Origin of the sequence: Nonomuraea sp. NPDC000554 (assembly GCF_040300065.1) — a bacterium.
In the GTDB taxonomy this organism is placed as follows: domain Bacteria; phylum Actinomycetota; class Actinomycetes; order Streptosporangiales; family Streptosporangiaceae; genus Nonomuraea.
This window is the reverse complement of the sequence record NZ_JBEPDC010000011.1, coordinates 200,897-226,080: the sequence shown is the minus strand read 5'-3', so window position 1 is coordinate 226,080 and position 25,184 is coordinate 200,897. Positions and strand designations below refer to the sequence as shown.

Annotated in this window: 20 protein-coding genes; 7 read left to right on the top strand and 13 right to left on the bottom strand. The window is 72.1% G+C overall.

All coding sequences use genetic code 11. The annotated features are described in order from the left end of the window. Nucleotides 1–951, bottom strand: coding sequence for an ABC transporter substrate-binding protein (locus ABT294_RS22330; RefSeq protein ID WP_350808128.1), 951 nt, complete (start codon nt 949–951; stop codon nt 1–3). A gap of 12 nt (nt 952–963) precedes the next feature. Then, complete coding sequence (locus tag ABT294_RS22325) at nt 964–2,532, bottom strand: amidohydrolase (protein ID WP_350808127.1); 1,569 nt, start codon at nt 2,530–2,532, stop codon at nt 964–966. Nucleotides 2,533–2,644: 112 nt separating this feature from the next. Between ABT294_RS22325 and ABT294_RS22320 the strand changes: the two genes are divergently transcribed. Next, nucleotides 2,645–3,520, top strand: a complete 876-nt coding sequence (locus tag ABT294_RS22320) for a LysR family transcriptional regulator (protein ID WP_350808126.1) — start codon at nt 2,645–2,647, stop codon at nt 3,518–3,520. A gap of 72 nt (nt 3,521–3,592) precedes the next feature. Next, nucleotides 3,593–4,768: an amidase gene (locus tag ABT294_RS22315; protein WP_350808125.1), complete on the top strand. Its 1,176-nt coding sequence runs from the start codon at nt 3,593–3,595 to the stop codon at nt 4,766–4,768. Nucleotides 4,769–4,778: 10 nt separating this feature from the next. Here ABT294_RS22315 and ABT294_RS22310 read toward each other — a convergent pair whose 3' ends face one another. Further along, complete coding sequence (locus ABT294_RS22310; RefSeq protein WP_350808123.1) at nt 4,779–5,819, bottom strand: Lrp/AsnC family transcriptional regulator; 1,041 nt, start codon at nt 5,817–5,819, stop codon at nt 4,779–4,781. A gap of 108 nt (nt 5,820–5,927) precedes the next feature. Between ABT294_RS22310 and cuyB the strand changes: the two genes are divergently transcribed. Next, complete coding sequence (gene cuyB, locus ABT294_RS22305) at nt 5,928–6,644, top strand: cysteate racemase (protein ID WP_350808121.1); 717 nt, start codon at nt 5,928–5,930, stop codon at nt 6,642–6,644. A gap of 88 nt (nt 6,645–6,732) precedes the next feature. On the opposite strand, the gene ABT294_RS22300 is transcribed toward cuyB, so the two are convergent. Both ABT294_RS22300 and ABT294_RS22295 read right to left on the bottom strand, forming a co-directional pair. Then, nucleotides 6,733–9,063 carry a heavy metal translocating P-type ATPase gene (locus tag ABT294_RS22300; protein WP_350808119.1) on the bottom strand — a complete coding sequence of 777 codons (2,331 nt, stop codon included), beginning with the start codon at nt 9,061–9,063 and terminating at the stop codon, nt 6,733–6,735. Between the two features lie 32 nt (nt 9,064–9,095). After that, nucleotides 9,096–10,250 (bottom strand): acyl-CoA dehydrogenase family protein, encoded by a 1,155-nt coding sequence (locus ABT294_RS22295; RefSeq protein ID WP_350808118.1) that lies wholly within the window; start codon nt 10,248–10,250, stop codon nt 9,096–9,098. A 133-nt stretch (nt 10,251–10,383) separates the two neighbouring features. On the opposite strand from ABT294_RS22295, the gene ABT294_RS22290 reads away from it, so the two are divergent. Together ABT294_RS22290 and ABT294_RS22285 are read left to right on the top strand one after the other, a co-directional pair. After that, nucleotides 10,384–12,159, top strand: a complete 1,776-nt coding sequence (locus ABT294_RS22290; RefSeq protein WP_350808116.1) for a CoA transferase — start codon at nt 10,384–10,386, stop codon at nt 12,157–12,159. Beyond that, the gene (locus ABT294_RS22285; RefSeq protein WP_350808114.1) at nt 12,156–13,769 is read left to right on the top strand and encodes a class I adenylate-forming enzyme family protein; all 1,614 of its coding nucleotides are present in this window, start codon (nt 12,156–12,158) and stop codon (nt 13,767–13,769) included. The genes ABT294_RS22290 and ABT294_RS22285 overlap by 4 nt, the downstream gene beginning before the upstream one ends. 44 nt (nt 13,770–13,813) lie before the next feature. Here ABT294_RS22285 and ABT294_RS22280 read toward each other — a convergent pair whose 3' ends face one another. Next, complete coding sequence (locus ABT294_RS22280) at nt 13,814–14,380, bottom strand: sigma-70 family RNA polymerase sigma factor (protein ID WP_350808112.1); 567 nt, start codon at nt 14,378–14,380, stop codon at nt 13,814–13,816. A 59-nt stretch (nt 14,381–14,439) separates the two neighbouring features. On the opposite strand from ABT294_RS22280, the gene ABT294_RS22275 reads away from it, so the two are divergent. Then, nucleotides 14,440–15,600 (top strand): MFS transporter, encoded by a 1,161-nt coding sequence (locus ABT294_RS22275; protein WP_350808111.1) that lies wholly within the window; start codon nt 14,440–14,442, stop codon nt 15,598–15,600. Then, nucleotides 15,597–16,601: a hypothetical protein gene (locus ABT294_RS22270; protein ID WP_350808110.1), complete on the top strand. Its 1,005-nt coding sequence runs from the start codon at nt 15,597–15,599 to the stop codon at nt 16,599–16,601. Before ABT294_RS22275 ends, ABT294_RS22270 begins: the two co-directional genes overlap by 4 nt. Here ABT294_RS22270 and ABT294_RS22265 read toward each other — a convergent pair. The 7 genes from ABT294_RS22265 to ABT294_RS22235 form a co-directional block, all read right to left on the bottom strand. Then, nucleotides 16,579–18,126, bottom strand: a complete 1,548-nt coding sequence (locus ABT294_RS22265) for an FAD-dependent monooxygenase (protein WP_350808109.1) — start codon at nt 18,124–18,126, stop codon at nt 16,579–16,581. The genes ABT294_RS22270 and ABT294_RS22265 overlap by 23 nt on opposite strands. A gap of 11 nt (nt 18,127–18,137) precedes the next feature. Next, nucleotides 18,138–18,896 (bottom strand): metal ABC transporter solute-binding protein, Zn/Mn family, encoded by a 759-nt coding sequence (locus ABT294_RS22260; protein ID WP_350808107.1) that lies wholly within the window; start codon nt 18,894–18,896, stop codon nt 18,138–18,140. After that, on the bottom strand, nt 18,893–19,720 hold the full coding sequence (locus ABT294_RS22255; RefSeq protein ID WP_350808106.1) for a metal ABC transporter permease: 828 nt from the start codon (nt 19,718–19,720) through the stop codon (nt 18,893–18,895). The genes ABT294_RS22260 and ABT294_RS22255 overlap by 4 nt, the downstream gene beginning before the upstream one ends. Next, complete coding sequence (locus tag ABT294_RS22250) at nt 19,717–20,370, bottom strand: metal ABC transporter ATP-binding protein (protein ID WP_350808104.1); 654 nt, start codon at nt 20,368–20,370, stop codon at nt 19,717–19,719. Before ABT294_RS22250 ends, ABT294_RS22255 begins: the two co-directional genes overlap by 4 nt. An 80-nt stretch (nt 20,371–20,450) precedes the next feature. Then, nucleotides 20,451–20,978 carry an MFS transporter gene (locus ABT294_RS22245; protein ID WP_350808102.1) on the bottom strand — a complete coding sequence of 176 codons (528 nt, stop codon included), beginning with the start codon at nt 20,976–20,978 and terminating at the stop codon, nt 20,451–20,453. Nucleotides 20,979–21,138: 160 nt separating this feature from the next. Next, complete coding sequence (locus tag ABT294_RS22240; protein WP_350808100.1) at nt 21,139–21,702, bottom strand: hypothetical protein; 564 nt, start codon at nt 21,700–21,702, stop codon at nt 21,139–21,141. Nucleotides 21,703–21,789: 87 nt separating this feature from the next. Then, entirely contained in the window at nt 21,790–25,161 is a 3,372-nt protein-coding gene (locus ABT294_RS22235; RefSeq protein ID WP_350808098.1) for a tetratricopeptide repeat protein, read from the bottom strand. Between the last annotated feature and the right edge of the window lie 23 nt (nt 25,162–25,184).

Sequence of the window (25,184 nt, the reverse complement as noted above, 5' to 3'; positions counted from 1 at the left end):
CTACTTCCCGCCGTTGACCACGGCCGACTGGACCGCCAGCTTGTCCAGGTTCCAGGCCGCGAGCAGCTTGCCGTACTCACCGCTCTTGATCAGGGAGTCGAGCGCGCCCTTGACCGAGTCGATGAGCGCGGTGTTGTCGGGCTTCATGCCGATGCCCCAGGGGCTCTCGGTGCCTTCGAGGGTGACGGCATCGACGCCGACCTTGGGGTCGGCGGCCTTGTACGCGGCCACGACGTAGTCGGTGATGGTGGCCTGGGCGCGGCCGTTGCTCACCTGGAGCATCGCCTCGGTGTCGCCGGCGAATTTCAGGATGGTCAGCGCCTGTTTGCCGCCGGACTTGCAGTCGGCGTCGTACTTCTCCGCGAGCTCCATCGACGAGCCGTTGTCCACGACGGAGACGGTCTTGCCGCACAGGTCGGCAGGGCCCGCGATGCCGGCCGGGTTGCCCTTCTTGACCAGCATGCCGGAGCCCGCCTGTACGTAGTCGACGAAGCTGATCTTCGCCTGGCGCTCGGGGTTGTCGGTCATGGAGGAGATCACGAAGTCGTAGCGGCCGGTGAGCACGCCAGGGATCTGGGAGTTGAACTCCTCGTCGGTGAGCGTGTACTTCACGCCGAGCTTCCTGGCGATGGCCCTGGCCAGCGCGGGGTCGAAGCCGATCGCCGTCTTGCCGTCGCTCGCCCACAACTCCATGGGCGGGTAGCCGATCGAGGAGACGACCTTCAGGCCGCCGGACTTGACGCTCGCGGGCACCTTGGCCGCGAGGTCCTTGTCGGGGGTGATGGCGTTGATGACGTCGGCCGCCTTCTCCTCGGCGGGAGCCTGGTCGAGGACGACCTCGGCCGCGGCCGGCGCGCCGCTCGCGCCGGAGTCGAGGGACCGGGCGCCGCAGGCGGTGGTGGCGGCCAGCAGGGCGCCGGTGATGAGGACGGTGGGGACACGGGTGTTCAAGGGGGTGCTCCTTCAGGATCGCTGCCAGCGGACTTCGCCGCCGACAACGGTGGTCATGACCTTGGTGCGCAGCACCGCGTCTGGCGACTCCAGGTAGGGGTCGGTGTCCACCGCGATGAAATCGGCGAGCATGCCGGGGGCGAGGAGGCCCTTACGGTCCTGCTCCCCTGCCGCGTAGGCCGCGCCGAGGGTGTGCGCGGTGATCGCTTCGGCCATGCTCAGCCGCTGTTCCGGCTGCCACCCGCCGACGGGGGTGCCGTCCTGGCGGGCTCGGGTCACCGCGGCGTACAGCGCGGCGAACGGGTCGGGGTGCTCGACGGGCGCGTCCGAGCCGAAGGCCAGCGCGACGCCGGCGTTCAGCATGCCGCGCCAGGCGTAGGAGGCCAGGTCCTGCCCGGCGAGCAGGGAGTCGACCAGGTCGATGTCGCTGGTGCAGTGGACGGGCTGCATGGAGGCGACGACGCCGAGCCTGGCCATCCTGGTCAGGTCGGCCTGGCGCAGGTGCTGGGCGTGCTCGATGCGGTGGCGCAGCCCAGGGGTGCGGCCGATCGCCTCGTAGGCGTCCAGCACCAGGTGGTTGGCCTGGTCGCCGATGGCGTGCGTGGCGATCGCGATGCCGGCGTCCGCCGCGGTCCTGAACAGCTTGACCAGATCGTCGTACGGCGTGACCGCGATGCCGAGGTTGCCGGGGTCACCGGCGAACGCCTCGCCCATGTGGCAGGTGTGCGAGCCGAGTGCGCCGTCGCTGAAGATCTTCACCGGTCCGGTGCGGATCCAGTCGTCGCCCTGCCCGGTGCGGCGGCCCTCGGCGATGGCCGCCTCCAGGTGGACGGTCGGGATCGCCTTGTGCACGCGGATCTTGAGCTCGCCTGCGTCGCGCAGCCGCAGGTAGGCGTCCCTGCAGTCCTCACCGTCGATGTCGTGGACGCTGGTGAGACCGAGGGAGAGCAGCTCGTCCTGGGCCAGGCGCAGTTTGTCGCTCAGGTCGCCCGAGACCATGAGGGCGCGCAGCGGGTAGGAGGCCGACTCCCGCAGGATGCCGGTGGGCTCGCCGTCGGCGTCCCTGACGATCTCGCCGCCCACCGGGTCGGGGGTCGAGGCGTCGATGCCGGCCAGGCGCAGGGCCGCGGAGTTGGCCCACACGGTGTGGCCGTCGATGTTCGGCAGGGCGATCGGCAGGCCGCCGCTGACGGAGTCGAGCGCGTACCTGTCCGGCTGGGCCGGCGGGTCCCAGGTGTTGCTGTTCCATCGGCCGCCGAACAACCAGCCGCCGGGGCGCAGCCTGGCGACGTGCTCGCCGATCATGGTCAGCGCCTCGGCCAGTGAGCGCACGTCGCGCAGGTCGATCGCGCCGAGGCTGTGGGCGTACTGCGCGGTGTGGATGTGCGCGTCGTAGAGGCCTGGCAGGACCGCGGCGCCCTCCAGGTCGACGAGTTCGGCGCCGTGGCCCGCGGCCTCGCGGACCTCAGCGTCGGAGCCGACGGCCACAAGGTGCTCGCCGTCCACGGCCATGGCCTGGGCCGGAGGACGGCCGTCCACTCCGGTATGGATGGCGGCGTTGCGGTACACACGGATGCTCAAAGTGACTCTCAAGGGTGCTGGAGTGACGGTGGGCATCACTGTAGGAGTAGCTAAAAGAACGCGGAAGCGCTATAAACACGACATTTAACAACCCTGAGAGCAAGGAACTCTAATGCTGAAGCCGGAACACCTACGTACTCTGCGTGAGGTGATCCAACTGGGCTCCTTCGCCGCCGCGGCCAATCGGCTCGGATACACCTCATCGGCCGTCTCCCAGCAGATGGCCGCGCTGGAGAAGAAGATCGGTGTGCGGCTGTTCGAGCGCTCGGCGCACAGCGTGCTGCCGACCAGCGCGGCGGAGGTGCTGGCCCGGCATGCCGAGATCGTCCTGGTCGACATCGAGCGCATGATCGCCTCGGTGCAGGCCGTACACCGCGGCAGCGAGCGGCAGATCAGGCTCGGGGTGTTTCCCAGCCTCGTCGACCGGCTGGCCGGCGTGCTGCGGCAGATGGAGCCGGCCGACCGCGCCGGGGTGCGGATCTCGGTCGCCGAATCCTCCCAGCTCATCCCGCACCTGGGCGCGGGCGGCGAGATGGACGCCGCGATCGTCTACCAGGTGGGCAACTCGGGGCTGTCCTGGCCGTCGGCACTGAGCAGACGGTGGATCGCCGAGGACCGCTACAAGCTGGTGCTGCCCGCGAGCTGGCCGGACCTGTCGCCCTACCGGGCCGAGCAGCTCGTCGACCTGCCGTGGATCGTGCACCACCCGGCCAGCAGCGACGCCTCCTTCTTCGAGAGCGTGTTCGCCCGCTGGGCCCTCCACCCCCGCGTAGCCTGCCACTCCGACGACTTCAAGATCACGATGACGCTGGTCGAGGCCGGCGTGGGCGCGGCCTTCGTCACCGACCTGGCCCTGGCCGGGTACGGACCCGGCGTGGTGGTCGCCGACGTACCCTGGCTGAACACCAGCCGCAGTATCTTCGCCCTGGTCAGGCCGGACCGCGAGACCGCCAGGCTGCAGGCGCTCCTGGACGCCCTGGAGATCTGACCACTCGACGCCACGACCGGGGATCTGCCACTATCCCGTCCGCACCAGCACCTTCGACAGGAGATCCTCCCCATGGAACGCGCGGCGGCGATCGCCAGATCGGCCGAGGCCATCAGGCGGCACAGCGACCACAACATCCTCATCGAGGCCGGCCGGACCCCCGTCATCGACAGGCTCGCCACGCTCGCCGAGCAGCCGCCCGGCGGACCGCTCGACGGCTGGACGTTCGTGGCCAAGGACATGATCGACGTCACCGGCCTGCCCACGACCAGGGGCTCGGCGCTGTACGGCACGCAGGAGGCGCTGACCACCGCGCCCTGCGTCGACGTGCTGGAGCAGGCAGGTGCGCTGCTGGTCGGCAAGGCCAACCAGCACGAGTTCGCCTGGGGCATCACCAGCGAGAACCCGCACTGGGGCGACGTGCGCAACCCGCGCCACGACCACCTCGCCCCCGGCGGCTCCAGCGGCGGCACCGCGGCAGCGCTGGCCGCCGGCATCGCCAGGTTCGGCCTCGGCACCGACACCGGCGGCTCGGTGCGGATCCCGGCGTCCTGCTGCGGCGTGGTCGGGCTGCGCCCGAGCGCGGGCGCGGTGCCTGGTGCGGGCGTCGCGCCGCTGGCGCCGATGTTCGACGTGGTCGGCCCGATGGCCACCTCGGTCGCCGACCTCACCCGGGTGTGGGAGGTGCTCTCCGGCGCTCCGATCGACCCCGCCGACTCGCTGGCCGGATGGGCGGTCGGCGTCGCCGAAGGGTGCGCGTGGGCGGCCTCCTTCGCCGAGCTGGGGGCGGAGCTGCACGAGATCGCTCTGCCGTACGGCATCCTCGGCCCCTACTGGACCATCGTCGGCGCACAGGCGCGGCGCACGCACGAGGCGACCTACCCGAGGAACGCCGCAGACTACAGCGAGGGCGTACGGCGCAAGCTCGACAACGCCGGCGGGATCGGCCACGCGGACTACGCGGCGGCCGTCGCGGGGCTGGCCGCCGCGCGAGCGGCGTTCGCGAGCCTGATGACCGGGCTCGACCTGCTGATCATGCCCACGCTCGGCGGGCCCGCGCCCAGGGTGGGCTGCGACGAGGCCGCCGTCCGGGGCGAGGTCGGCAGGATCACCTCGGTGGTGTCCGCGCTCGGCCTGCCCGCGCTGGCGATCGGCGACCTGCAACTGGTCGGGCGGGACGAGTCGGCGGTGCTGCGCGCGGGACTGGCGTGGGAGGCGCGTGGCGAAGCGATCCCGCAGCCGCGCTGAGCCGGATCGGTCAGCGGCGCGGCGTCAGGCTCCACGGATCGACGGGCACGACGCCGGTGCAGCGGCCGACGGGGTCGAGCAGCCTGCCGTACAGCTTGGTCTGGCGCAGGACTATCTGGCGGTCGGAGACGGTGAGGTGCGGGAACCTCTTCTCCAGCCGCATCACCAGCGGGTGCAGGTCGGTGACGGTGTGCAGGCCGACGGTGAGCAGCATGTTGTTGGTCCCCGCGAGGGCGGCGCAGGTGCGGGTCTCCGGCCAGCCGAGCAGCGCCGTGCCCGTCTCCTCCAGCAGGCGGTCGGGCATGCGCAGCCACAGCACGGCGGAGGAACGCCAGCCGGCGTGCGAGCGGGCCAGGTCGCAGCGGAAGTCGATGTCCTCGGTCGCGACGAGCCTGGAGAGCCTGCGCTGCACGGTCCGCTCAGAGGTGCCCACGATCGCGGCCAGATCGGCGTACCCGGCCCTGCCGTCGGCCAGCAGGGCGTGGAAGAGCAGCCTGTCGATCGCGTCCATCTGCCTGGTGGACTCGGGCGGTCCGCTCCGCCTGGCCAGCCCGGCCGCCGCCGACTGCGGGAGCACCCGCAGCCGCCAGCGGCACGACGCCTCGAAGACGCGGGTCGCGAGGTGGGTGCGCACCTTCGCGACGCCGGGCACCGTCGGCAGATCGGTGAGCAGGTAGTCGGCCAGCTCCGGCATCGAGGCGGACGCGGCGATCACGAACAGGTCGTGCCCCGCGGCGACGTGCTGCACGGTGATCAGGTGCCTGGCCTCCGCCAGCTTCGCCGCGACCACGACGGCGGCGCCTGCCTCGCAGTCGATCTCCAGGAACGCCATGCTCATCTCGTGCATCTGCCGCTTGCCGAGGGCGACGGTGGTCCACGCCTCGCCCGAGCCGGTCAGCCGCTGCCAGCGCCGCGCAGCCGTGGCCGGGTCCGAGCCGGTGGCCAGTCCGATGTCCACCCAGCTCGCCCGCGGGTTGATCTGGAGGGCGTCGATGAGCTCCAGCTCGGCCTCCGACAGCAACCGCGGAGGCTCGGTGCCGGAATCCTGCATTTCCTCTCCTTTGATGCCTGATTACGGCATTTAACGGGCGAGGTCACCTTATCCGGCGATCCTGTTGCCTGCGGCTGTCCGTCGGCCGCGAAGGAGAGGACGCATCCCGTGACGTGGTTCGACGACCGGCACGGCTGCCCGCCGCGCCTGGTCGGCGTCCTGGGCGGCATGGGCCCCGCCGCCACTGCCGACTTCTACAGCAAGCTCATCGAGGAGACGCCCGCCACCGGCGACCAGAGCCACGTGCCGGTCGTCATCTGGGCCGACCCGCGCATCCCTGACAGGTCGCTGAACCTGCTCGGCCTCGGCGAGGACCCGACCCCGCAGCTACAGCACGGCATGCAGGCACTCAAGCGCGCCGGGTGCGAGGTGCTGGCGGTGCCGTGCAACACCGCGCACGCCTTCGTCCCGCGCCTGGCCGACGAGGCGGGCCTCGAACTGGTGAGCATCGTGGAGGTCACCGCGGACGCGCTCGCCTCGGCGGGCGTCACAGCCGCCGGGCTGCTGGCCACCTCGGGCACCCTGCACTCCGGGCTGTACGCCGACGCGCTGCGCAAGCGGGAGATCGAGGCGGTCGAGCCGTCCGCCGACGAGCAGCGGCAGGTGTCGGCGGTGATCGCGGCGGTGAAGGCCGGTGCCGTCACGGCCGCGCACCGCCACACCCTGGCCGAGGTCGCGCAGGCCCTCACCGAGCGCGGCGCCGAGCAGGTGGTGGCGGCCTGCACCGAGATCGTCCTGGCACTGGACAGCAGCCGGGTGCCCGTACCCGTGGTGGACCCGGCCCGCCTCCTGGCCCGCAGAGTCGCCGCCGTCTCCTTGGGGTGACCCTTCTGCGATGGTCGCCATCCAGGGCAGCAGGAAGATCGCGCGGTCAGCGGAAGCGTTCACTCACCTCAGCGTGCGGAAAGCGGGGCTAGCGTGTGCGGCCCTGCCGTTCAACCATGTACGACCAGCTCTCTTCGTCCACGTCGTCCAGCTGCTCGGTGAGGAAGTCGCCGTTCGCGGGCGCCGGTGCGAAGCGGCGTAGGCGCAGGCTGTTGGTGACCACGAACACCGACGACAGGGCCATGGCGGCGCCGGCGATGAGCGGGTTGAGCAGGCCGGCGGCGGCCAGCGGGAGGGCGGCGACGTTGTAGCCGAAGGCCCAGACGAGGTTGCCACGGATGGTGGCCAGGGTGGCGCGGGCCAGGGTGAGCGCGGTGGGGACGACGTCCAGGTCGTCGCGGATCAAGATGAGGTCGGCCGCTGCCAGCGCGACGTCGGTACCCTCCACTACGGCCAGTCCGAGGTCGGCGCGGGCGAGCGCCGGGGCGTCGTTGACGCCGTCGCCGACCATGGCCACCCGGTGGCCCTCGGCCTGGAGGCGGGCGATGGTGGCCTCCTTGTCGGCGGGCAGCACTTCGGCGATGACCTCGTCGATGCCGACCTGGGCGGCCACGGCTCGCGCGGTGGCGGTGTTGTCTCCGGTGAGCAGCAGCGTGCGCAGCCCCATGGCGTGCAGCCGGTCGATGGCCCCGACGGCCGAGGGCTTGACGGCGTCGGCGAGCGCGAGCGCCCCGACGGCCGTGCCCTCGGCCGCGACTAGGACGACGGTTCGGCCCTCGCCCTCCCAGCCTGCCCGCGCCTCGTCGAGTGCGGCAGAGACGGCGACGTCCTGCTGGGCCAGCAGCCGGGCCGAGCCGATGAGGACGCGCCGGCCCTCGACCGTCCCTTGGGCGCCCAGCCCGGCCAGGGCGGTGAATCCGCTCACGTCGGGAAGGTCGCCGAGCTCGGTGCGGGCGTGGGCGGCGATGGCCACCGCGATGGCGTGCTCAGAGGCGTCTTCCACGGCTCCGGCGTAACGCAGCACCTCGCCCGGCGGCACGCTGTCGGCGGTGACCAGGTCCACGACGCCCATGCGGCCCTGGGTGAGGGTGCCGGTCTTGTCCAGCACGACGGTGTCGATGGCCCGTGCGGACTCCATCGCCTGGTGGCTCTTGATGAAGACGCCGAGCTTGGCTCCGGTGCCGGAGGCGACCTGGAGGGCGGTGGGGATGGCCAGGCCGAGCGCGCACGGGCAGGCGATGATGAGGACGGCCAGCGCGGCGGTGACCGCCTCGTGCACCTCGCCTCCCGCGATCAGCCACCCTGCCAGGGTCAACGCTGACAGGACGAACACGGCCGGCACGAACCAGCCGCAGATCCGGTCCGCGAGCCGCTGGATGGCGGCCTTGTCGGCCTGGGCGTGCTCGACGAGGCGGATCAGTGCGGCGAGCTGGGTGTCGGCACCCACCCGGGCGGCCCGCACGACGAGCCGTCCGCCGAGGTTGACGGTCGCGCCGGTCACCAGGTCGCCCTCACCCACCTCGGCGGGTACCGGCTCGCCGGTCATGGCGCTGGTGTCGATCGTGCTCTGACCGGACTCGATCCGGCCGTCGGCGGCGATGCTCTCCCCCGGGCGGACCACGAACAGGTCGCCCACCCGCAGATCGGCCACGTCGATGCGGTACTCGTTGCCGTCGGCGCGCAGCACGCTGACGTCCTTGGCGCCCAGCTCGGCCAGGCGGCGCAGCACCGCCCCGGACGAGCGCCGCGCCCGGGCCTCCAGAAACCGCCCGGTCAACGCGAACATGGTCACTCCGCCGGCGACGTCGAGGTAGAGCGCGCTGTTCGGTGCGGACAGCAACGCCCACACGCCCGACCCCGCCGGGGCGACGTCGATCGGGAACAGGATGACGTACACCGACCAGCAGGTGGACGTGATGACACCGGTCGAGATCAGAGTGTCCATGGAGGTGGTGCCGTGCCTGGCGGCCCTGAACGCGTTGCGGTGGAACGGCCACGCGCACCACGTCACCATCGGCAGGGTCAGGCCGATGAGCACCCACTCCCATCCGGCGAAGCGCCAGGCCGGCACGAACGCCATCCCCATGGACAGGTCCATCAGCACGACGGCCAGCCCGATGGCGACGATCATGCGCCGTCCCAGCATCCGCACGCGCCGGTCGTCGGCGTCGTCCGGCGCTTCGGAGGTCTGCGGCGTGTACGGTTCAGCGCTGTAGCCGGTGCGTTCGACCTCCCGGATCAGCTCCTCGACCGTGACGCCGTCGGCCTGGACGGTGGCCTTCTCGGTCGCGTAGTTGACGCTGGCCTTCACCCCGTCCATGCGGTTGAGCTTGCGCTCCACCCGCGCCGCGCAGGAGGCGCAGGTCATCCCGCCGATGACGAGCTGGACGGGCGCCTGTTCTGTCGTAGGAGGTGTCATGAGGTTCCTTGTTGTGTCGTGATCAAAGCCGTTCACCGCAGGACTCGCCGGGCGACGGTGGCGATGTGGAGTTCGTCGGGCCCGTCCAGGACACGCGCCATCCGCCCGGCCCGGAACAGCGCGGGCAACGCCGTGTCCGGCCCCAGCCCTTCCGCCCCGTGCACCTGGATGGCGGCGTCGGCGACCTGTTGCAGCATGCGTGCGGCAGCCACCTTCGCCAGCCCGGTCTCGGTACGCGCGTCCCGGCCCGCCGCCGCCAGCGCCACCGCCTCGAACACCAGCGGCCGGGTGGTCCTGATGGCCAGCAGCGATTCGAAGACGAGCTGCTGGACGAGCTGGAGATCGGCCAGCCGCCCGGCGGAGGTCGCCCGTGTGCGGGCTCGTTCCCGCATGGCCGTGAAGGCGCGCTGTGTCTGGCCGAGCCAGCGCAGGCAGCGCAGCAACCGGCCCAAGCGCACCCGCTCCCCCACCACGCGCAGCCCTCGCCCTTCCTCGCCGATGAGATGGTCCGCGGGGACGGTGACGCCGTCCAGCGCGATCTCCCACTGCCCGCCGACGCCGAGCACGGGCAGCTCGCGCACCACCCGAAAGCCGGGCGAGGAGGTGGGGACGAGCAGGACGGACAGCCCCTCCGGTGACGGCGGAGCACCCGAGGTCCGGGCGAGCACCAGCGCCAGCTCGGCCGTACCGGCGCCGCTGACGAACCACTTGCGGCCGTGGACGGTCCACGAGCCGTCAGTCCCGCGCTCGGCCCGGGTCGTCGTGAGCGCGGGATCCGACCCGGGTACTCCCGGCTCCGTCATCGCGTTGCACACGCTCACCCGGCCCGAGGCGATCCCGCGCACGTGCTCGTCCCATCCGGCGAGCGTCCGCACGTCCAGCAGCGCGAGCGAGCCCAGGATCGACGGCGCGTGATCGCTGGCTCCTTCCGCTTCCACCACGTGCGCGTAGTCCGCCAGCGGCAACCCGCCACCGCCCAGTTCCTCCGGCAACCCCAGGCCCCAGAGTCCTTGCGCGCTGGCCTCGCCTCTCAGCCGCTCGACCAGGTCCCGTGCCGGCGACCCGCCCGCGTCCAGCACGGGCTCGCCCGGTATCACGCGCTTGTCGATGAATTCCGTCACCCGGTCACGCAACTCGGCCACGCCCGCCGGACAGCTGGGCGCTCCCCAGACGTCGCGTTGTGCCATCACTCACTCCAGACATGTCGGGAACCGGCGGAAATGGCCGGACGACTCCTTCCGTGGAACAGGTCGCCTGAGGGCGTCCTCTGGTTCCACCCGTGTCACGCACGTCGCGGCGACCGCCGCGGAGAGGAGAGCCATGGCACATCCCGCCACGCTGGGAGCGGCACGACCGCTGCACGACGTCGTCATGCGCGCTGACGGGCCCCTGGTACTCACCGCCCCCGCCGTCCGGCATCTCACCGCGCTGGGCGTCGTCCCCTACTTCTCCGACTCCTCGACCGCTCCCGGCGCGCTGACGCTATCCGTGCCGGGACAGGAACCGCTCGTCGCCGAGGCGGCCTGGTCGCGCGCCGCCTCGGCGCACGACGTCCGCGACGAGGCGACGGCGCAGGCCGCGACGGGAGTGATGCACGTGCACGGCCGCCGCAGCGGCGAGCCGCGCGGGCTGGCGGCGGACTACCTGGGCATCGCGTGCTCGGTGCTGACCGGTCAAGGGCTCCTGGCGGCGCTCATCGGCCGCGCACGCGGCGCGGCCGTCGCGAGCGTTCAGACGGGCGTCGATCTGGCCGGGCTGCTCGCGGTGAGCCAGTACCTCGCCGCCGCCACGGCCGAGGAGGACGAAGCGGTGCCGCTGACTCCCGGCGGCCCCCCTTTCACCTCGGCGGACGGGGTCACCTACGAGGTGGAGACGCTGGACGCGGACGTGTGGGTGGCGTTCTGGAGCACGCTCGGCGTACCGGTCCGGGTGGCGTCGGCGGGATGGCGGTCCTTCCAGTTCAGGTACGCCACGGCCTGCTCTCCTCTGCCTGCGGAGCTGCACGAGCGTGCGTCCGCCAGTTCGTGGCACGAGGTACGGCGAGCCGCCAAGGAGCACGGCGCCTCAGTCTGCGCGCTGCGGTCCCTGCCCCAGCGCGCCGCGGAGCCCCGCGCGGACATGCCCTGGCAGCTGTGGCCCATGGAAGCGCGGCCATCGCCCGGCCGTCCCGCACCGGGGGACGCATCCCGGCCGCTGGACGGCTTCACGGTCCTGGAGGCGGGACGACGCATCCAGGCTCCGCTCACCTCTCACCTGCTGGGCCTGCTCGGCGCGCGGGTGATCCGAATCGAGCCACCGGGCGGCGACCCGCTGCGCGGGATGCCTCCTACCTGCGGCGGAGTGTCCGCCCGGTGGCTCGCCCTGAACCGGGGCAAGGCGGCGGTCGAGATCGACATCAAGTCCGCCGCCGGACGCGCCGAACTGGGCGCCCTGGTCGCGGATGCCGACGTGTTCGTGCAGAACTGGGCACCGGGCACGGCCGAACGCCTCGGCTTGGACAGCGGGGATCTGGCGGTGACCAATCCCCGCCTGGTCTACGCCTACACCAGCGGCTGGGCCGGGCGGCTGCCGGATGCCCCGCTCGGCACCGACTTCATGGTCCAGGCCCGTACCGGCGTCGGCGACGTGGTACGTCCCGAGGGCGAGCCCTCCGCACCTTCGCTGATGACCCTGCTGGACGTGCTCGGCGGGCTGCTCGGGGCCGAGGCCGTGCTGGCCGGGCTGCTGCTGCGCGAACGCGAGGGACGGGGTGTCCGCGTGGACTCCTCGCTGCTCGGCGCGGCCGAACTGCTCACCGAACCCGCGCTGGGCCACGCCGCGAGAGGCGAAACCTACCGCAGGCCGCCCGGATTCCGGCAGCCGCTGCGCACCGCCGACGGCTGGGTGGCGGCGGGCGACGAACCGGCCGCGCACGCGGACAAGGTCCGCGACCTGGGTACCGCCGAGGCCGTCGCGCACCTGCGCCGCCAGGGGATACCCGCGACCGCGGTCACGACCTCATTGAACGCCTTGCCCGCCGACCCTCGTTTCGCCGCCGCGCTCACCCGTGACGAGCACGGCGCGCTCGCCGTCCCCGTACCTTGGAGGTTCGCATGAGTCTGGCCCTGGTCGACCTCGTTCCCGCCGAGCTGCGCCGTACGTGGGCGGCCGACGGCACCTGCCCCGATCTCGACCTGTACGCGCTCTTCCGCGCCCATCGGCTGGCGGCGCCCGGCCGGGCCGCGGTCATCGATGAGGCGGGCACGCTCACGTACGCCGAGCTGGACGGGCTGGCCCGCTCGGCGGCTGCGGGGCTGCGGGGCCTCGGCGTGTGCGAGGGAGACGTCGTCGGCGTCCAGCTTCCCAGCGGCAGGGACGCCGTGATCGCCGATCTGGCGCTGGCCGCGCTCGGCGCTGTGGCGTTACCGTTCCCCGTGGGGCGCGGGGTGGCCGAGGCGGTCTCACTGCTGGGCCGTTCCGGTGCCCGCGCTGTCATCGCCGCCGTCGAGCACAAGGGCGGCTCACCTGCCGGGGACCTGCTGGCCGCGGCCGACCGCCTGCCGGGCCTGCGCGCCGTGATCGCCACCGGCCCGGGAGAGTCTCCGCCCGGCAGCACGCGGTGGGCCGACCTGCTGCGCATCGAGGGCCGCGTCTTCGTCCCGGCTCGCCCGGATCCGGACGGGGCGGCGCGCATCCTGGTGTCCTCGGGCTCGGAGGCGGAGCCCAAGATGGTCGCCTACTCGCACAACGCGCTGGCGGGCGGCCGCGGCAACTTCATGGCCACCCTGATCCCCGGCGACGAGCCGCCGCGCTGCCTGTTCCTGGTGCCGCTGGCCTCCGCCTTCGGCAGCAACGGCACCGCCGTCACGCTCGCCCGGCACGGCGGCAGCCTGGTGGTACTGGACCACTTCTCCCCGCCCGCCGCGCTCGCCGCCATCCGCGACCACCGTCCGACGCACGTGCTCGCCGTGCCGACGATGATCCGGATGATGCTGGACCAGCCGCGCCCCGAGTCATTCCCGGCCATGACCGCGCTGGTGCTCGGCGGGGCGGAGCTGGACGCGGCCACGGCCGAGGAGGCGGGCCGGGTGTTCGGCTGCCCGGTCGTCAACCTCTACGGCTCGGCGGACGGCGTCAACTGCCACAGCGGCCTGAACCCTCCCCCGGCCGCCGACGCCGGACCGGGCGTGGTCGTCGGCCTGCCCGATCCCCGCGTGGCCGAGATCAGAATCGCGCCGGCCGAGCAGGAGGCGGAGTTCGGCGAGATCATCGCGCGCGGCCCGATGACGCCGATGTGTTACGTCGGGGCTCCGGAGCTGAACCAGCGCTACCGTACGGCGGAAGGCTGGGTGCGCACCGGAGACCTGGGCGTGATCGACGAACACGGGCGGCTGCGCCTGGTGGGACGCCTCAAACAGGTGGTCATCCGCGGCGGCGCCAACATCAGCCTGGCCGAGGTCGAGCACGCCCTGGTCAGCCACCCGCAGGTACGGGACGTGGTCTGCCTCGACGTGCCCGACCCCGTGCTCGGCGAGCGGCTGGCGGCCTGCGTGGTGGCCCGGCCGGGCCCGCCGGTGGAGCTGGCCGACCTGTGCGCTCACCTGCTCGCGCGCGGGCTGGAGAAGGGCAAACACCCCGAGCGGCTGCTGGTGGTCGAGGCCTTCCCGCTCACTCCGGCGGGCAAGCCCGACCGCGACGCGCTACGGAAACGGCTCATGACCGGCTGACCCGGTGGGGCCGGAGCCACGCGTTCCGGCCCCACCGCGGGTGGTCAGGCGGCGAGCCAGGACGATGACAGTTGGTGCCGGGCGCGGGCCACCCTGGAGCGCACCGTGCCCACCGGGCAGCCGAGCACTTCGGCGGCCTCGGCGTACTGCAGGCCCAGGACCTGGGTCAGCATGAAGGCGCGGCGCCTCTCGGGCGGCACCTCGGCCAGCAGTTCGGCCAGTTCCACCGCGTCGTGCGAACCGGGCAGGTCACGTGGCTGGCACCGTTCCACGGCGGCCTGCCAGTCGGCCAGGTCCGCCACCACCGGCCGCGCTCGCGCGGCCCGGAACCGGTCGACGACCACCCGGCGCGCGATGGACAACAGCCAAGCCCTGGCCGACGACCTCCCGGCGAACCGGGGAAGACTGCGCAGGACCCGGACGAACGTCTCCTGAGTGAGGTCGTCGGCCGACTGCACGTCCGTCAGGTAGGTCAGGAAACGGCGCAGGTCGGCGTACACCTCCCGGGCGAACGCCTCCACGTCGTCAGGGGCGCCGTCGCGGGCGGCGAGCGCGAGCGAGGTCAGGCGCCGGTCGTCGGCGGCGCGTTCGTCGCTGACAACAGAATTCATGTCGATCACTCCCTGCGTCTGGTGACAGAGCGGTCTGGAGCAGAGGAAAGGACCTTGTGATGCGGCTGGCACGATCGGCGCGGACCGGGCACTGGCAGGTGACATCCCTGCTCACCGCGGTCATGGCGTTCTCGATGCTGCAGCTGTTCCTGATCGGCGCCCTCGGGCCGCGGCTGGTGGCCGAGGCGGGCATCCCGCGCTCGGTGTTGGGCTGGACCACGACTGCCGGATTCGGCGTGGCGGCGGTTCTGTCGCTGAGTGCGGGGCGGTGGGTGGACCGGCTGGGTGCGCGCCGCTGCGTGGTGGCCGCCCTGGCTCTTACCGCGGCGGCCCTGGTCCTGATCGGCGCCTCCTCCGGAACGGTGATGCTGCTCGCGGTGGTGGCGCTGGGCGGACTGCCTCAGGCGCTGGCCAACCCGGCCACGAACAAGGTGATCCTGGCCGCCGTGGAACCGGCGCGACGCGGGCCCGTCGTCGGCTGGAAGCAGTCCGGCGTCCAGTTCGGCGCGTTCGTGGCCGGTCTGCCGCTGGCCACGCTCGCCGTGTGGACGGGCTGGCGAGGTGCGGTGTGGACGGCGGCGGCGATCGCGCTGCTGGCGGCCCTCTGGGCGATCCGCGCGCTGCCGCCCGACCCTGTCCCGGCAGCTCACCAGGCCGCATCCGGTCTGCCACCGGCGCGGGTCGGGAGGCTGGCGGGCTTCTCCTTCCTGCTGGGCTCCGGGATCGCCGCGGTCAACACCTATGCGGCGCTCTTCGGCACCCAGCAGGTGGGCCTGTCGCCCGTGGTGGCGGCCTGGCTGGTCGCCGTGCTGGGAGTGACCGGGATCGCCGGTCGGGTCGGCTGGTCGCGGCGGGCGGGACGGCTGGAGCGGCCGGAGTCGCTGCTCGGCCTCCTGGCCGCCGGGGCGTGCGCCGCCACCGGGCTGCTCATGGCCGCCTCCTGGGTTCCGGCCCTGGTGTGGGCGGGAGCCGCGGCGATCGGCGTGTTCGCGGTCGCCGGCAACGCGGTCAGCATGCTGGCGGTACTCAAACGGGCGGACGCGCGTGCGGCCGGCCGAGACTCCGCGCTCGTCTCCGCGGGGTTCTTCGCGGGCTTCGCGGTTGGTCCTCCCCTCTTTGGGCTCTTGGTGGAAGCCGCCGGATATGTGCCTGGATGGGCGCTGGTGGCGGTCGAGTTCGCCGCCGCCGCCGTGGTCGCGACCGTGCGAGGAAGCCGATGAGCCGCTGGGCCTCGCGGGCGCTGGAGGAGATCCTGCGTCGCGTGAGGGAGACGGAGGATCAGTGCGCAGGCCGGTGGCCGCTGTACGCGGACGCGGACTCGGCTCGCTGGACCACCACCGGTCGCGGATCATGGACCGGCGGTTTCTGGGCGGGCCTGCTGTGGCTGCGGGCCATCGTGAGCGGCGATCCGCATGATCAGGCGGTGGCTCGCGGGCGTACCGAGGCGCTCGCGCCATGGGTCGAGGCCGACACCGCGACCCGCGGCATGATCTTCTGGTACGGCACCGCGCTCGCCGACGCCGAGGACCTTCGGGAACGAGCGGCCCTGGCCTGCCTCGCCGCTCACGAGCCCGAGCTGGGCCTGGTGCCATGGGGATCGGCGTTCGGCGGCCCGCCCCTGCTGACCAGGGTGGATGCCCTGCCGGGCCTGGTGCGGCTGCTCCCGGCGTCGGTGGCCGGCAGGCACCTCGCTCTGCAACTCGACCTCACGATCTCGTCCAGCGGGCATCCCGCGTGGATCGCCGTGCCGGGGCGCGGCTGGTCGCCGCATCCGGAGCCGGAGCGCGGCTGGAGCCGTACTGCGGCCTGGCTGGCGCTCGCCGTCGCCGACCACGCGCACATGACCGCGGCCGGACGGACGCTGCTGCCTCGCCTGCGCGGCTGGTCCGGCTTCGCGGCGAGGTTCACCGAGGGAGCACCCTCCGTACCCGCTGCCTCGGCGCTTCGACGGCAAGGGCCTCTGGACACCTCCGCCTCCGCCATCGAGGCCGTCGCCGCGCTGAAGCTGGCCGCTCTCACCGGCGACGGTCGTCTGCGTGATCGCGCGGTCGAGGTGCTGCGCGTGCTCGTCACCGATCACGTGCGGCACGGCCGGCTGCTCGATGGTTGCTACGACCTCGCTCATGGCGTCGCCACCCGCCATGAGCTGGTCTGGGGTGACTTCTTCCTGGCTCTCGCCCTCGCGATGCTCATCGGCGTCATCGACCCCTTCGCCTGCTGAGGATCGTGTCGAGGGCCTCGCCAAGAGCGGCGACCGGATCGTCGGGGAGGCTGCGGCAGCGCCAGGCGACATGATCGTCCGGGCGGGCCAGGACCGCGCCGTCGTCCTCGATGCCCAGGAGCGCTGCCACCCGCTCGTCCACCCGGTGAACGGCCACCTCCGCGGCCTTCTCCCAGGAGGCGCCCGCCGGCCCCGTGAGCAGCACCAGACGGGTGCCCACCAGGTCCAGCGTGGAGGTCGTGCCGCCGTCCAGCCACGCGTGCGGCAGGCGGTGCCCGGGCCTGGCCACCGGCCGGTACGTGGCCACCAGGTCCGGGACGGCCGGTGGCTGCGTGCCGTCGGGGACGATGGCCGCCCCCGGCCGGTCGTAGGCGTAACCGAGAACGAGCCCGTCGCTGGGTCGCCCGCGCGGCCGGGGCCCGGATCGGCCCGGGATGATCGCGGTGTCGTCCAGGGTCGCGAGCAGGCTGCGGCGGCTCTCGGCCACCGAGTCGGCTCCCACCGGACGACGTTCGCTCTCGTAGGAGTCCAGGAGGCCGTCGCCGGCCCAGCCCTGGACGACGGCGGCGAGTTTCCAGGCGAGGTTGTCGGCGTCCTGGATGCCGCAGTTCATGCCGAACCCGCCGTACGGCGTCATCGGGTGGGCCGCGTCCCCGGCCAGGAAGACGCGACCGGCCCGATAGCGGTCGGCGAGCAGCGCGGACGCCGTCCACTCGCGCATGGCGACCACGCGCACGTCGAGGTCCGGCACCCCGGCCGCCTGCCTGACCACCTCGGCGCAGTCACGCGCCGAGAGCCCGTCCACCGCACGGCGCGCCGGATCGTGCACCAGGTTGAACAGCCACCTGCGGTCGTTGTCCACCGTCATGAAGACGCCGGTCAGCGCGGGGTTCGCGATCGTGTAGATCAGGCTGAGCCGGTCGGCGACGTGCGGGCGCAGGTCGGCCTCGAACAGGATGTTGAGATTGCGGCTGAGCACCGCGTCCCCTGACAGGCCGATGCCGAGCGCGTCCCGCACGAAACTGCCGGCGCCGTCGGCGGCGATCACGTACGCGGCCCGGATCGTGGCCCCGCCGCGCAGCCTGGCGGTGACGCCGTCGGCGTCCTGCTCCAGACCGATCACCTCCTGGCCGAAGCGCACCAAGCCGATCACCGACTCGGCACGTCGGCGAAGCAGGGGCTCCAGCACGTCCTGGGAGCAGACGGCGGTGAAGGTCGGACTGAAGGCGGCCCGTTCGGGATCGGGCAGGTTGCCGTTGCGCGTGTGGTCGGGTGCGGTGAGCGACGTGCCGAAGAAGAAGTGCAGGCTCTCCTCGCGCGGCACACCGGCCGCCAGTACGCGCTCCTCCAGGCCGTAGCGGCGCAGCACCTCCATGGTTCGGATGCTGAGCGCCCGGCCCTTGGGGAAGTCCGACGTGTCCGGATGCCGCTCGACCAGCAGCGACGGCACACCGCACCGTGACAGGGCGATCGAGGCGCACAGGCCGACCGGCCCGCCGCCGACGATGAGAACGGGAACGTCCACGGAATTCCCCATCAGGCGAGGGCGGCGAGGAGAGCGTCGGCGTTGGCCTTGTACATGGCCAGCAGATCGAAGCCCTGGCCCGGGAAGTTGTTGATCACTACGCGCTTGGCCTGCACGTCGGCGAGGGCGTCACCACCGGGCATCGCGGAGTTGTCGAGCACCAGCCGCGGCTTCTTCGCCACCAGCTCGGCCACCTGCCCGGCGGTCGGCGGCTGCGGCCCGTACACGCCGGCGGGCTGCGCGCCCGCGAGGTCGGCGGCCCAGGCCACGAACGCCTGCGCGACGACCACCGGCGGGGTGCCGCCCGTGGCGCCGGTGACCTGCTGCTTGAGCTTGGCGTACTCGGCGTCGAAGCCGGCGGTCCAGGTCTTGGCGGCCTCCGCGGTGCCGAACTCGCCGGCCAGCCGGGTGACCTCCGCCTTGACCTTGGCGGGCGCGTTGTCCAGGCCGACTTCGATCAGCTTGGCGTCCGATCCGGCCGCCTCCTTCAGCTTGCCGGCGAAGCCTTCGAACGCCGCGTACAGGACCACGTCGGCCTCGGCCACCTTGGCCAGGTCCGAGGGCTTGGGGTCGTAGTCGGGGGCGTGCTGCACCCCGGGCGGCACGATCACCGCGATGTCGGTGGCGCCGGCGGCCTTGGCGAAACCGGCCTCCCAGGCGGAGGCGGCGACGACCTTGAGCCCTTGGCCGGTCGCCGCGGGCCGCGCGTCCGCGCAGGCGGCTGCGGCGAGGACGAGGACGGCGGTCGCGATTGCCCTGAGCGTCTTCATCGTGTGGAGGCCCTTCTGATCGGGAATGCGGGAACGGCATGGAGCAGGAGCGTGCACAGGCCGCCGACGAGGACGAGCGTCGGCCCGGGCGGGAAGTCGAAGAGGAGGGCGAGCAGGAATCCGCCCAGGTTGAAGGCCAGGCCGAAGAGCACCGAGTAGCGGATCATGGACGCGAGCGAGCTCCCCACACGGCGGGCCGCCAGGGCGGGCAGCAGCGTGAGGGCGTCCACCAGCAACGCGCCGGTGAGCCGGATGGCCGAGGCGATCGCCACAGCGACCACGACGAGCAGGATCAGCGTGAGCCGGTCCACCGCGACGCCCGAGCACAGCGCGAGCTCGCGGTCGTGTAACAGCAGCGCCAGGTCCCGGCGGCGGATCCGGTAGAGCATCGGGACGACGACCGTGAGGGCCGCCAGCGCGGCCACGTCACCCGGCCGCGTCGCCAGAATCGAGCCCCACAGCAACTCGAACGCGCCGTTGGCGTTCACCCCCGAGATGGACAGCACCAGCAGCGCGGCGGCGATGGCCAGCGTCATCAGCAGCCCCATGGCACCGGACAGCCCGGCCGGGCTGCGGGCCAGCGGGGTGAGCGCGCCGCCGGTGAGCGCGCAGGCCACCAGCGCGCACAGCAGCGGGTCGATCCCGGTCAGCAGGCCGACCGCGATGCCGAGCAGCGCCACGTGCATCATCGCGAAGCGGACCGGCATGATGTCCAGCCCGACGATGAACACGCCGACGATCGGCAGCGCGATCGAGCCGAGCAGCAGCGCCAGCGCGGCCAGCCGGACGGACGGCAGGGCCAGCAGCACGTCGAGGGAGTTCACTGCACCTCCCGCAACCTGCCGGCGGCCATCTCGGCGACCCGTCCGCAGGCCTCGGCGACCACCCGGTCGTGCGTCACCACGACCATGCTCACCGCCAGCCCTTTCAGCACGGCGGCGACCTGTTCCTGACCGGCGAAGTCGAGCGCCGCCGTGGGCTCGTCGGCCAGCAGCAGGCCCGCTCCCGCCGCGACCTGCCCGAGGGCGCGCGCCAAGTAGGCCCGCTGGAGCTGGCCGCCGGACAAGGTGGACAGCGGCCGCTCCAACAGCACGCTGATGCCGAGATCGGCGGCGGCCCGCTCCGCCTCGGCAGGGTGGTGACCACTGGCCAGCAACTCGCGGACGAGCAACGGAAACCGGCCGCTCGCCTGCCGCTGCGGAATCCAGGCGACCTGGGACCGGCGCCGCGCCCACTCGCGCTCGCCGCGCGCCTGATGCCCATCGATGTCGATCGTCCCCGTCGTGTCGCGGTGCAGGCCGAGGACGGCGCGCAGGAGTGTGCTCTTGCCGGAGCCGTTGGTGCCGGTGATGGCGAGGTGCTCGCCCGGTCCGAGCTCGAGGCTCACGCGATCGACCGCGAGCAGCCTGCCGTGTCGGCAGCTCACCTCGGACAGGCGTAAGGACGCGGGCACGGCGACATCAGGTTCGGGCATGAACGACTCCGTTTCGGGCGCACGACGACTACCGGACGGAGCGGATCCGTCCGGTGCAGAGAGGAAACAGGCGAGGAAGGTCAGCCGGCCGGCGGGGCACGCCCGCTCAGCGAGTGCTCCAGCAGGGCAGACAGGACAGGTGCGGGCTCGACGGAGCGCACGGCCACAGCCCAGTACGCCGTCCGGTGCGGCACGCACAGCCTCAAGCGCGGACGCACCCCGAGGCGACGCAGCAGCGCCCAGAGAACGACCTCACCCCGCGACAACCACAACGCCGTCACCACGGTCGCCGCACCGTGGGCGACCAGCATCCCCGCGCACGGGACAAGGCCGGAATGCACGTGCCCGCCAGGCGCGCCCGGCAGAAGCAGCGACGGCCCCGCGGAGAACAGCAGGTGCAACGCCACCTGCCCACCGACGAGCAGGGGAAGAATCGTCTCCGTCCCCCGTTCCCGGCCGGTCACCGGAACGGCGGCGGCGAAGGAGACGGCCAGAGCCGTCACCGCCATCGGCGCGGACACGCTGCCGCCCCCGAGCAGGTGGGCCAACGCGCCCAGCCCACAGCACACCACGGCGAAGGCCGTGGTGCGAAGCAGGCGGAACGTCACTCCAGCAGGCATAGCTCCGGCTGTCATTCCAGGGAGACGAGTCATGCCGACGTGCGCCACTGCGATGAGTCGCGAAGGGCGGCGGATTCCGGCGTGCTCCATCCACGAACACGACGGACAAGAAGAGGGTTCGCCCCGGTAGAACTGCTTGGGGCGGTCGTCAGCGAACGTTCAGCAGCATGGGCGGTCCGCGCCGCCGGATCGCCCGGACCAGCTCAGGGCCCCGGTACGCCTTCGCCTCGGTTACGAGCACGACCTGGACAGGGGGCGTCGAGGACTCGACCGCTCCAACGAGCAGCCGGCGCAGCTTCGGCAGCGGAGCCATCCCCCACAGCCGCACCATCAGCCAGAACGCGCTCTCGCCGCGATGCAGCCACCATCCGCTCAGCACCGCGACCACGAGGTGCGCGACCGTCATGCCGACGCCGGGCGTACCCCCGTGCGTGTGCTCGGCGGACGCGACGGAGATGGGAGCGGTCCTGCTGAACAGCTCGTGCAGCAGGATCTGAGCCCCCGCGGTCACCCCGATGATGACCTCAGGCCCGCGCTCGCGCCCGCTGAGCACGAACGCCAGGACGAACGCCGCCACCACACCGGCGAACAACGTCGGCGCCGTGACCGGAGCGCCACCCGCGAGAGCATGGCCGCCCGCGGACATGACAACGCACACGGCCGCGAAGACAGCGGCGCGTGCCAGGCGCGAGACCCGTTCCAGGGCGGACACGGTACTCATCCTTCCAGCCCGACGACCCGATGAGAAGGCCGAGCCTCCACCGAGCATCGTTCCCGCACCCCGTACGGTCACAGATACTCAGACCTCTGCTTCCTTTGCCCGGGCCGCGACAGTGGCCTGTATCGCCCGGGCGTTGTCGAGGAACTGCTGGAATTCCGTCAGTCCGTTGTCCACGAGGAGTTGGGCGTGCTGGGCGGCTTCGTTGGCGGCCGGCAGTGCCCCGTGGTGGTCACTCAGCTCACTGCTCCGGATTGCTGTCAGGGTGATGAGCGAGTGGACGAGGTCAGGCGCGTGAGCGGGGAAGTCCACGCTCGCCAGCCGCCGTTGCCGTTCCACTGCCTCCTCCACCAGGGGCAACGCGGTGCACGCCTGGTCCCTGGTGCCTTCCCGGTGTCCCGCCGCGCAGTACTTGATCGCGGTTTCCGCCAGCAGCCGGGCGAGTTCAGGCTCGTGCTCGGCCGAGTCCGTCTCGGTCAGGCGTCGTCGCAGCGCTATCTTCTCCTCCAGCAGAGCCAGCCCTTCCGTGTACGGCACGCAATGGGTGAGGTTGGACAGGGTGGCCGCGAGCCGTGGACCGTGGGCGGCGAGGTTGGATTCGGTCAGACGCCTGAAAATCGTCGCCGCCTCCCGGCACGGCTCCACAGCCTCTTCCTTGAGACCTCTCCTGATCAGGCGCGCGCCGAGATTGTGGAGCGACTCGGCGAGCTGGTGTTCGTGAGCTGCCCGGTTCTCCTCCGCCAGGCGTCGCATGATCAGTACGGCCAGCTCTGTGACCGGCACGGCTTTCGCCAACTCGCCCACTCCCGCCCATCGATTGCCCAGGGTGTCGAGAGCCAGGGCGTAGCCGGGCTCGTGGGCGGCGGGATTGATCGCTGCCAGACGTTGCGTGATGGTCACGGCCTCCTCCGCCGCCGCCAACGCCCTTTCGGATCGGCCCCCTGCGGCGAGGCAGTGGCTCAGGTGGTTGAGTGCTTTGGCCAGCTTGTCATCGAACAGGGCCGGATTCAGGGCCGACAGCCGCCGTGAGACCTCCACGGCCTGCTCGGCCGAGCCCAACGCTTGTTCTCCCATGCCGAGCCTGGACAGGTGAGCGGTGATATTGGTCAACGACAGCACCAGGGCAGGCTCATGGGCCGCTGGATCGTCCACGGCCAGTCGAGCCTGGATGTCCAGGGCCTCCTGCTGAACGGCCAGCGCTTCCTTCGTCCGCCCCAGCTCGGCCAGGCAGACGCCGAGATTGCCCAGCGCTCCGGCGTAGTGCGACGCGTTCTCCGGCTCGCCTGGAGCCAGCAGCCGCCACATCTCCACGGCCTGCTGAGACGCCTCCAACGTCTCCTCCCGTCTACCCAGCTCCAGGAGGTAGACGCCCAGGTTGGTCAGGGAGATCGCGTGAGACACTTCCCCTGGTGCCCGTCGCTGATTGATCTCCAACGCTCGGCTCGTGGCAGCGAGCGCCTCCTCGTACCTCCCCACAGCCGACAGATTCGCTGCCAGCTCTCTCAATGACTGGGCGAGATCATCCTCGTGGGATTCCTGGTCCATTTCCGCCAGTTGTTCACGGATGGCCACCGCGTACCTCGCCGAGGTGAGCGCCCGTTGGTGCAGCCCAGCCCACGACTGACGTCTGGCGAGGACGTCATACACACGAGCATGCTCGACCGCGTCGTCCGTTTCGGCGAGCCGGTGGGCCGCGACCCGCTCGCATACCGCGGCGATCCCAGGATCGAGATCGGGCTGCGCGTGAGGCTTGGCGAGGTGCGGCTCGATGGCCCGCAACACGGAGATGTCCAGGTCCTGCATCCCCGCGAGCGTCGTAAGGGCGGCGCTGCCTGCCTGGGGAGCAAGCTCGGGCTGCTCGGTGAGCAGCCGGGTGAGCTGGCCACGGGTGAGATGGGGCCAGCGCTCTGCCGCGCTGATCAGGATGGTCAGCACGTCACGAGTCCACGGGCCCGGCTGCTGGGCGGCGGGGCTGAGCAGCCGGGCCACGGCGCCGTCCGCCCACGGCGTGGACTGGTGCGCGCCAGCCGGGTGGCCGGGAGTGGTCAGGGCGATGAAGTCCTCGCCGAGCCGGTCAGGATAGAGGGGCTCCAGGCAGGTGGTCGGATCGGAAGGCGGGTAGCACGCGCGGTGCTCCCTCAGAAGCTGGCCGACGGGTGCGGAGGACTCGACCTCGACGCGGGCCAGGGCGTCCCTGGCGGTGTCGTAGACGAGGGGGCGGGTGAGCGTGGCCGTGTAGACCACCTGGGCCATGGTGTCGGGCGAAAGCGTGTCCGGGGCGAGCGAATGACGTCGGGCCCAGTGGGCACGCTCGCGGTCCAGCAGGTAGGCCGACAGGTTCTGGGGGTCGCGGGGCGGCTCGGCGCCGCGTAGGCGGGCGTCCACGGCCACCAACGCCGCCATATGGATGTTCAGCGACAGCCCGAAGGCAGGCTCCGCGAGGTTGACGGGCACGGGAACGTCCTCGACCTCGCCCAGCCCCAGCGCTGCTGCGAACCGGTCGCGGGCCGCCAGAAACGCCTGCCGCCGCTCGGTGATGTCCCGCGCAGGCCCCAGCTCGAAGGTGCTGGGCAGGTAGCCCCACTGCCGCAGGTCCTCCTGCCAGCTCGCCCACCACGCCCCCGCCGAACGGGCGACCAGCAGGACTCGCAGCTTCTGCCCCGACCGCCTCGCCACCCTCTGCAGGAGAGTCCGCAGGTCCATCGCGGGCCAGCGGTCGGCGTAGTCCACGACCACGAGCGCCCGCGTCCCCAGCGACGGCGCCGCGGGCGCGGGCGCGGCCTCCCCGGTCCGTACGGCCTGCCACACCTTCCACTCCGGCCCTGTGGCCTGGGCCAGTTGGGCGACCAGGCGGGTTTTGCCCTGTCCGCCGGGGCCGTGGAGCATGCCCACCGCCACGACCGGCTCATCCGTGTCCCGCCAGCGTTCCAGCCGCGCCAGGTCATCCGCGCGCCCGGTGAACGGCACCACCTGGTGCCGCGCCAGCAGCAACTGGCTGGGCTGGTGCCGCCACGCCTCGGCAGGCGGCGCCCCCTTGGACGGATAGGGCTCGATCCGGTAGGCGGCCGGTGCCTTCCGCGGCCTGCTCGTCCTGAGCGTCTCCAGCGCTTCGACCAGGGCCTTGTGCCGTGCCTGCCACAGATCCCAGGTGAGCAGCCGCTGATCCAGCGGGAGGTTCCGCTCCTTCGCGTAGCTCTCGCAGGTGGCCAGAAAGTCCCTGACGAAGTCCAGGTCGGGAGCCTCCTTGTGCTGTGCTCTGAGCACCCGGTCGATCCGGCTCTTCGAGAGCACCACACGCTTCGCGGACAGCTTGCTCTTCCGCCGCTTGTCCTGCCGCTCCAGCATTTCGGGGCTGGGCCCGCCCGCTGCGCGCCGTACTTCCTCGAGCTCGGCTGCGAACCGCGTGCGTAGTTCGTTCGCGAGCTGCGTGCGCAGTTCGTCGTCCTCGTCCATGCCGCATCCCGTCAAGTCCGCGA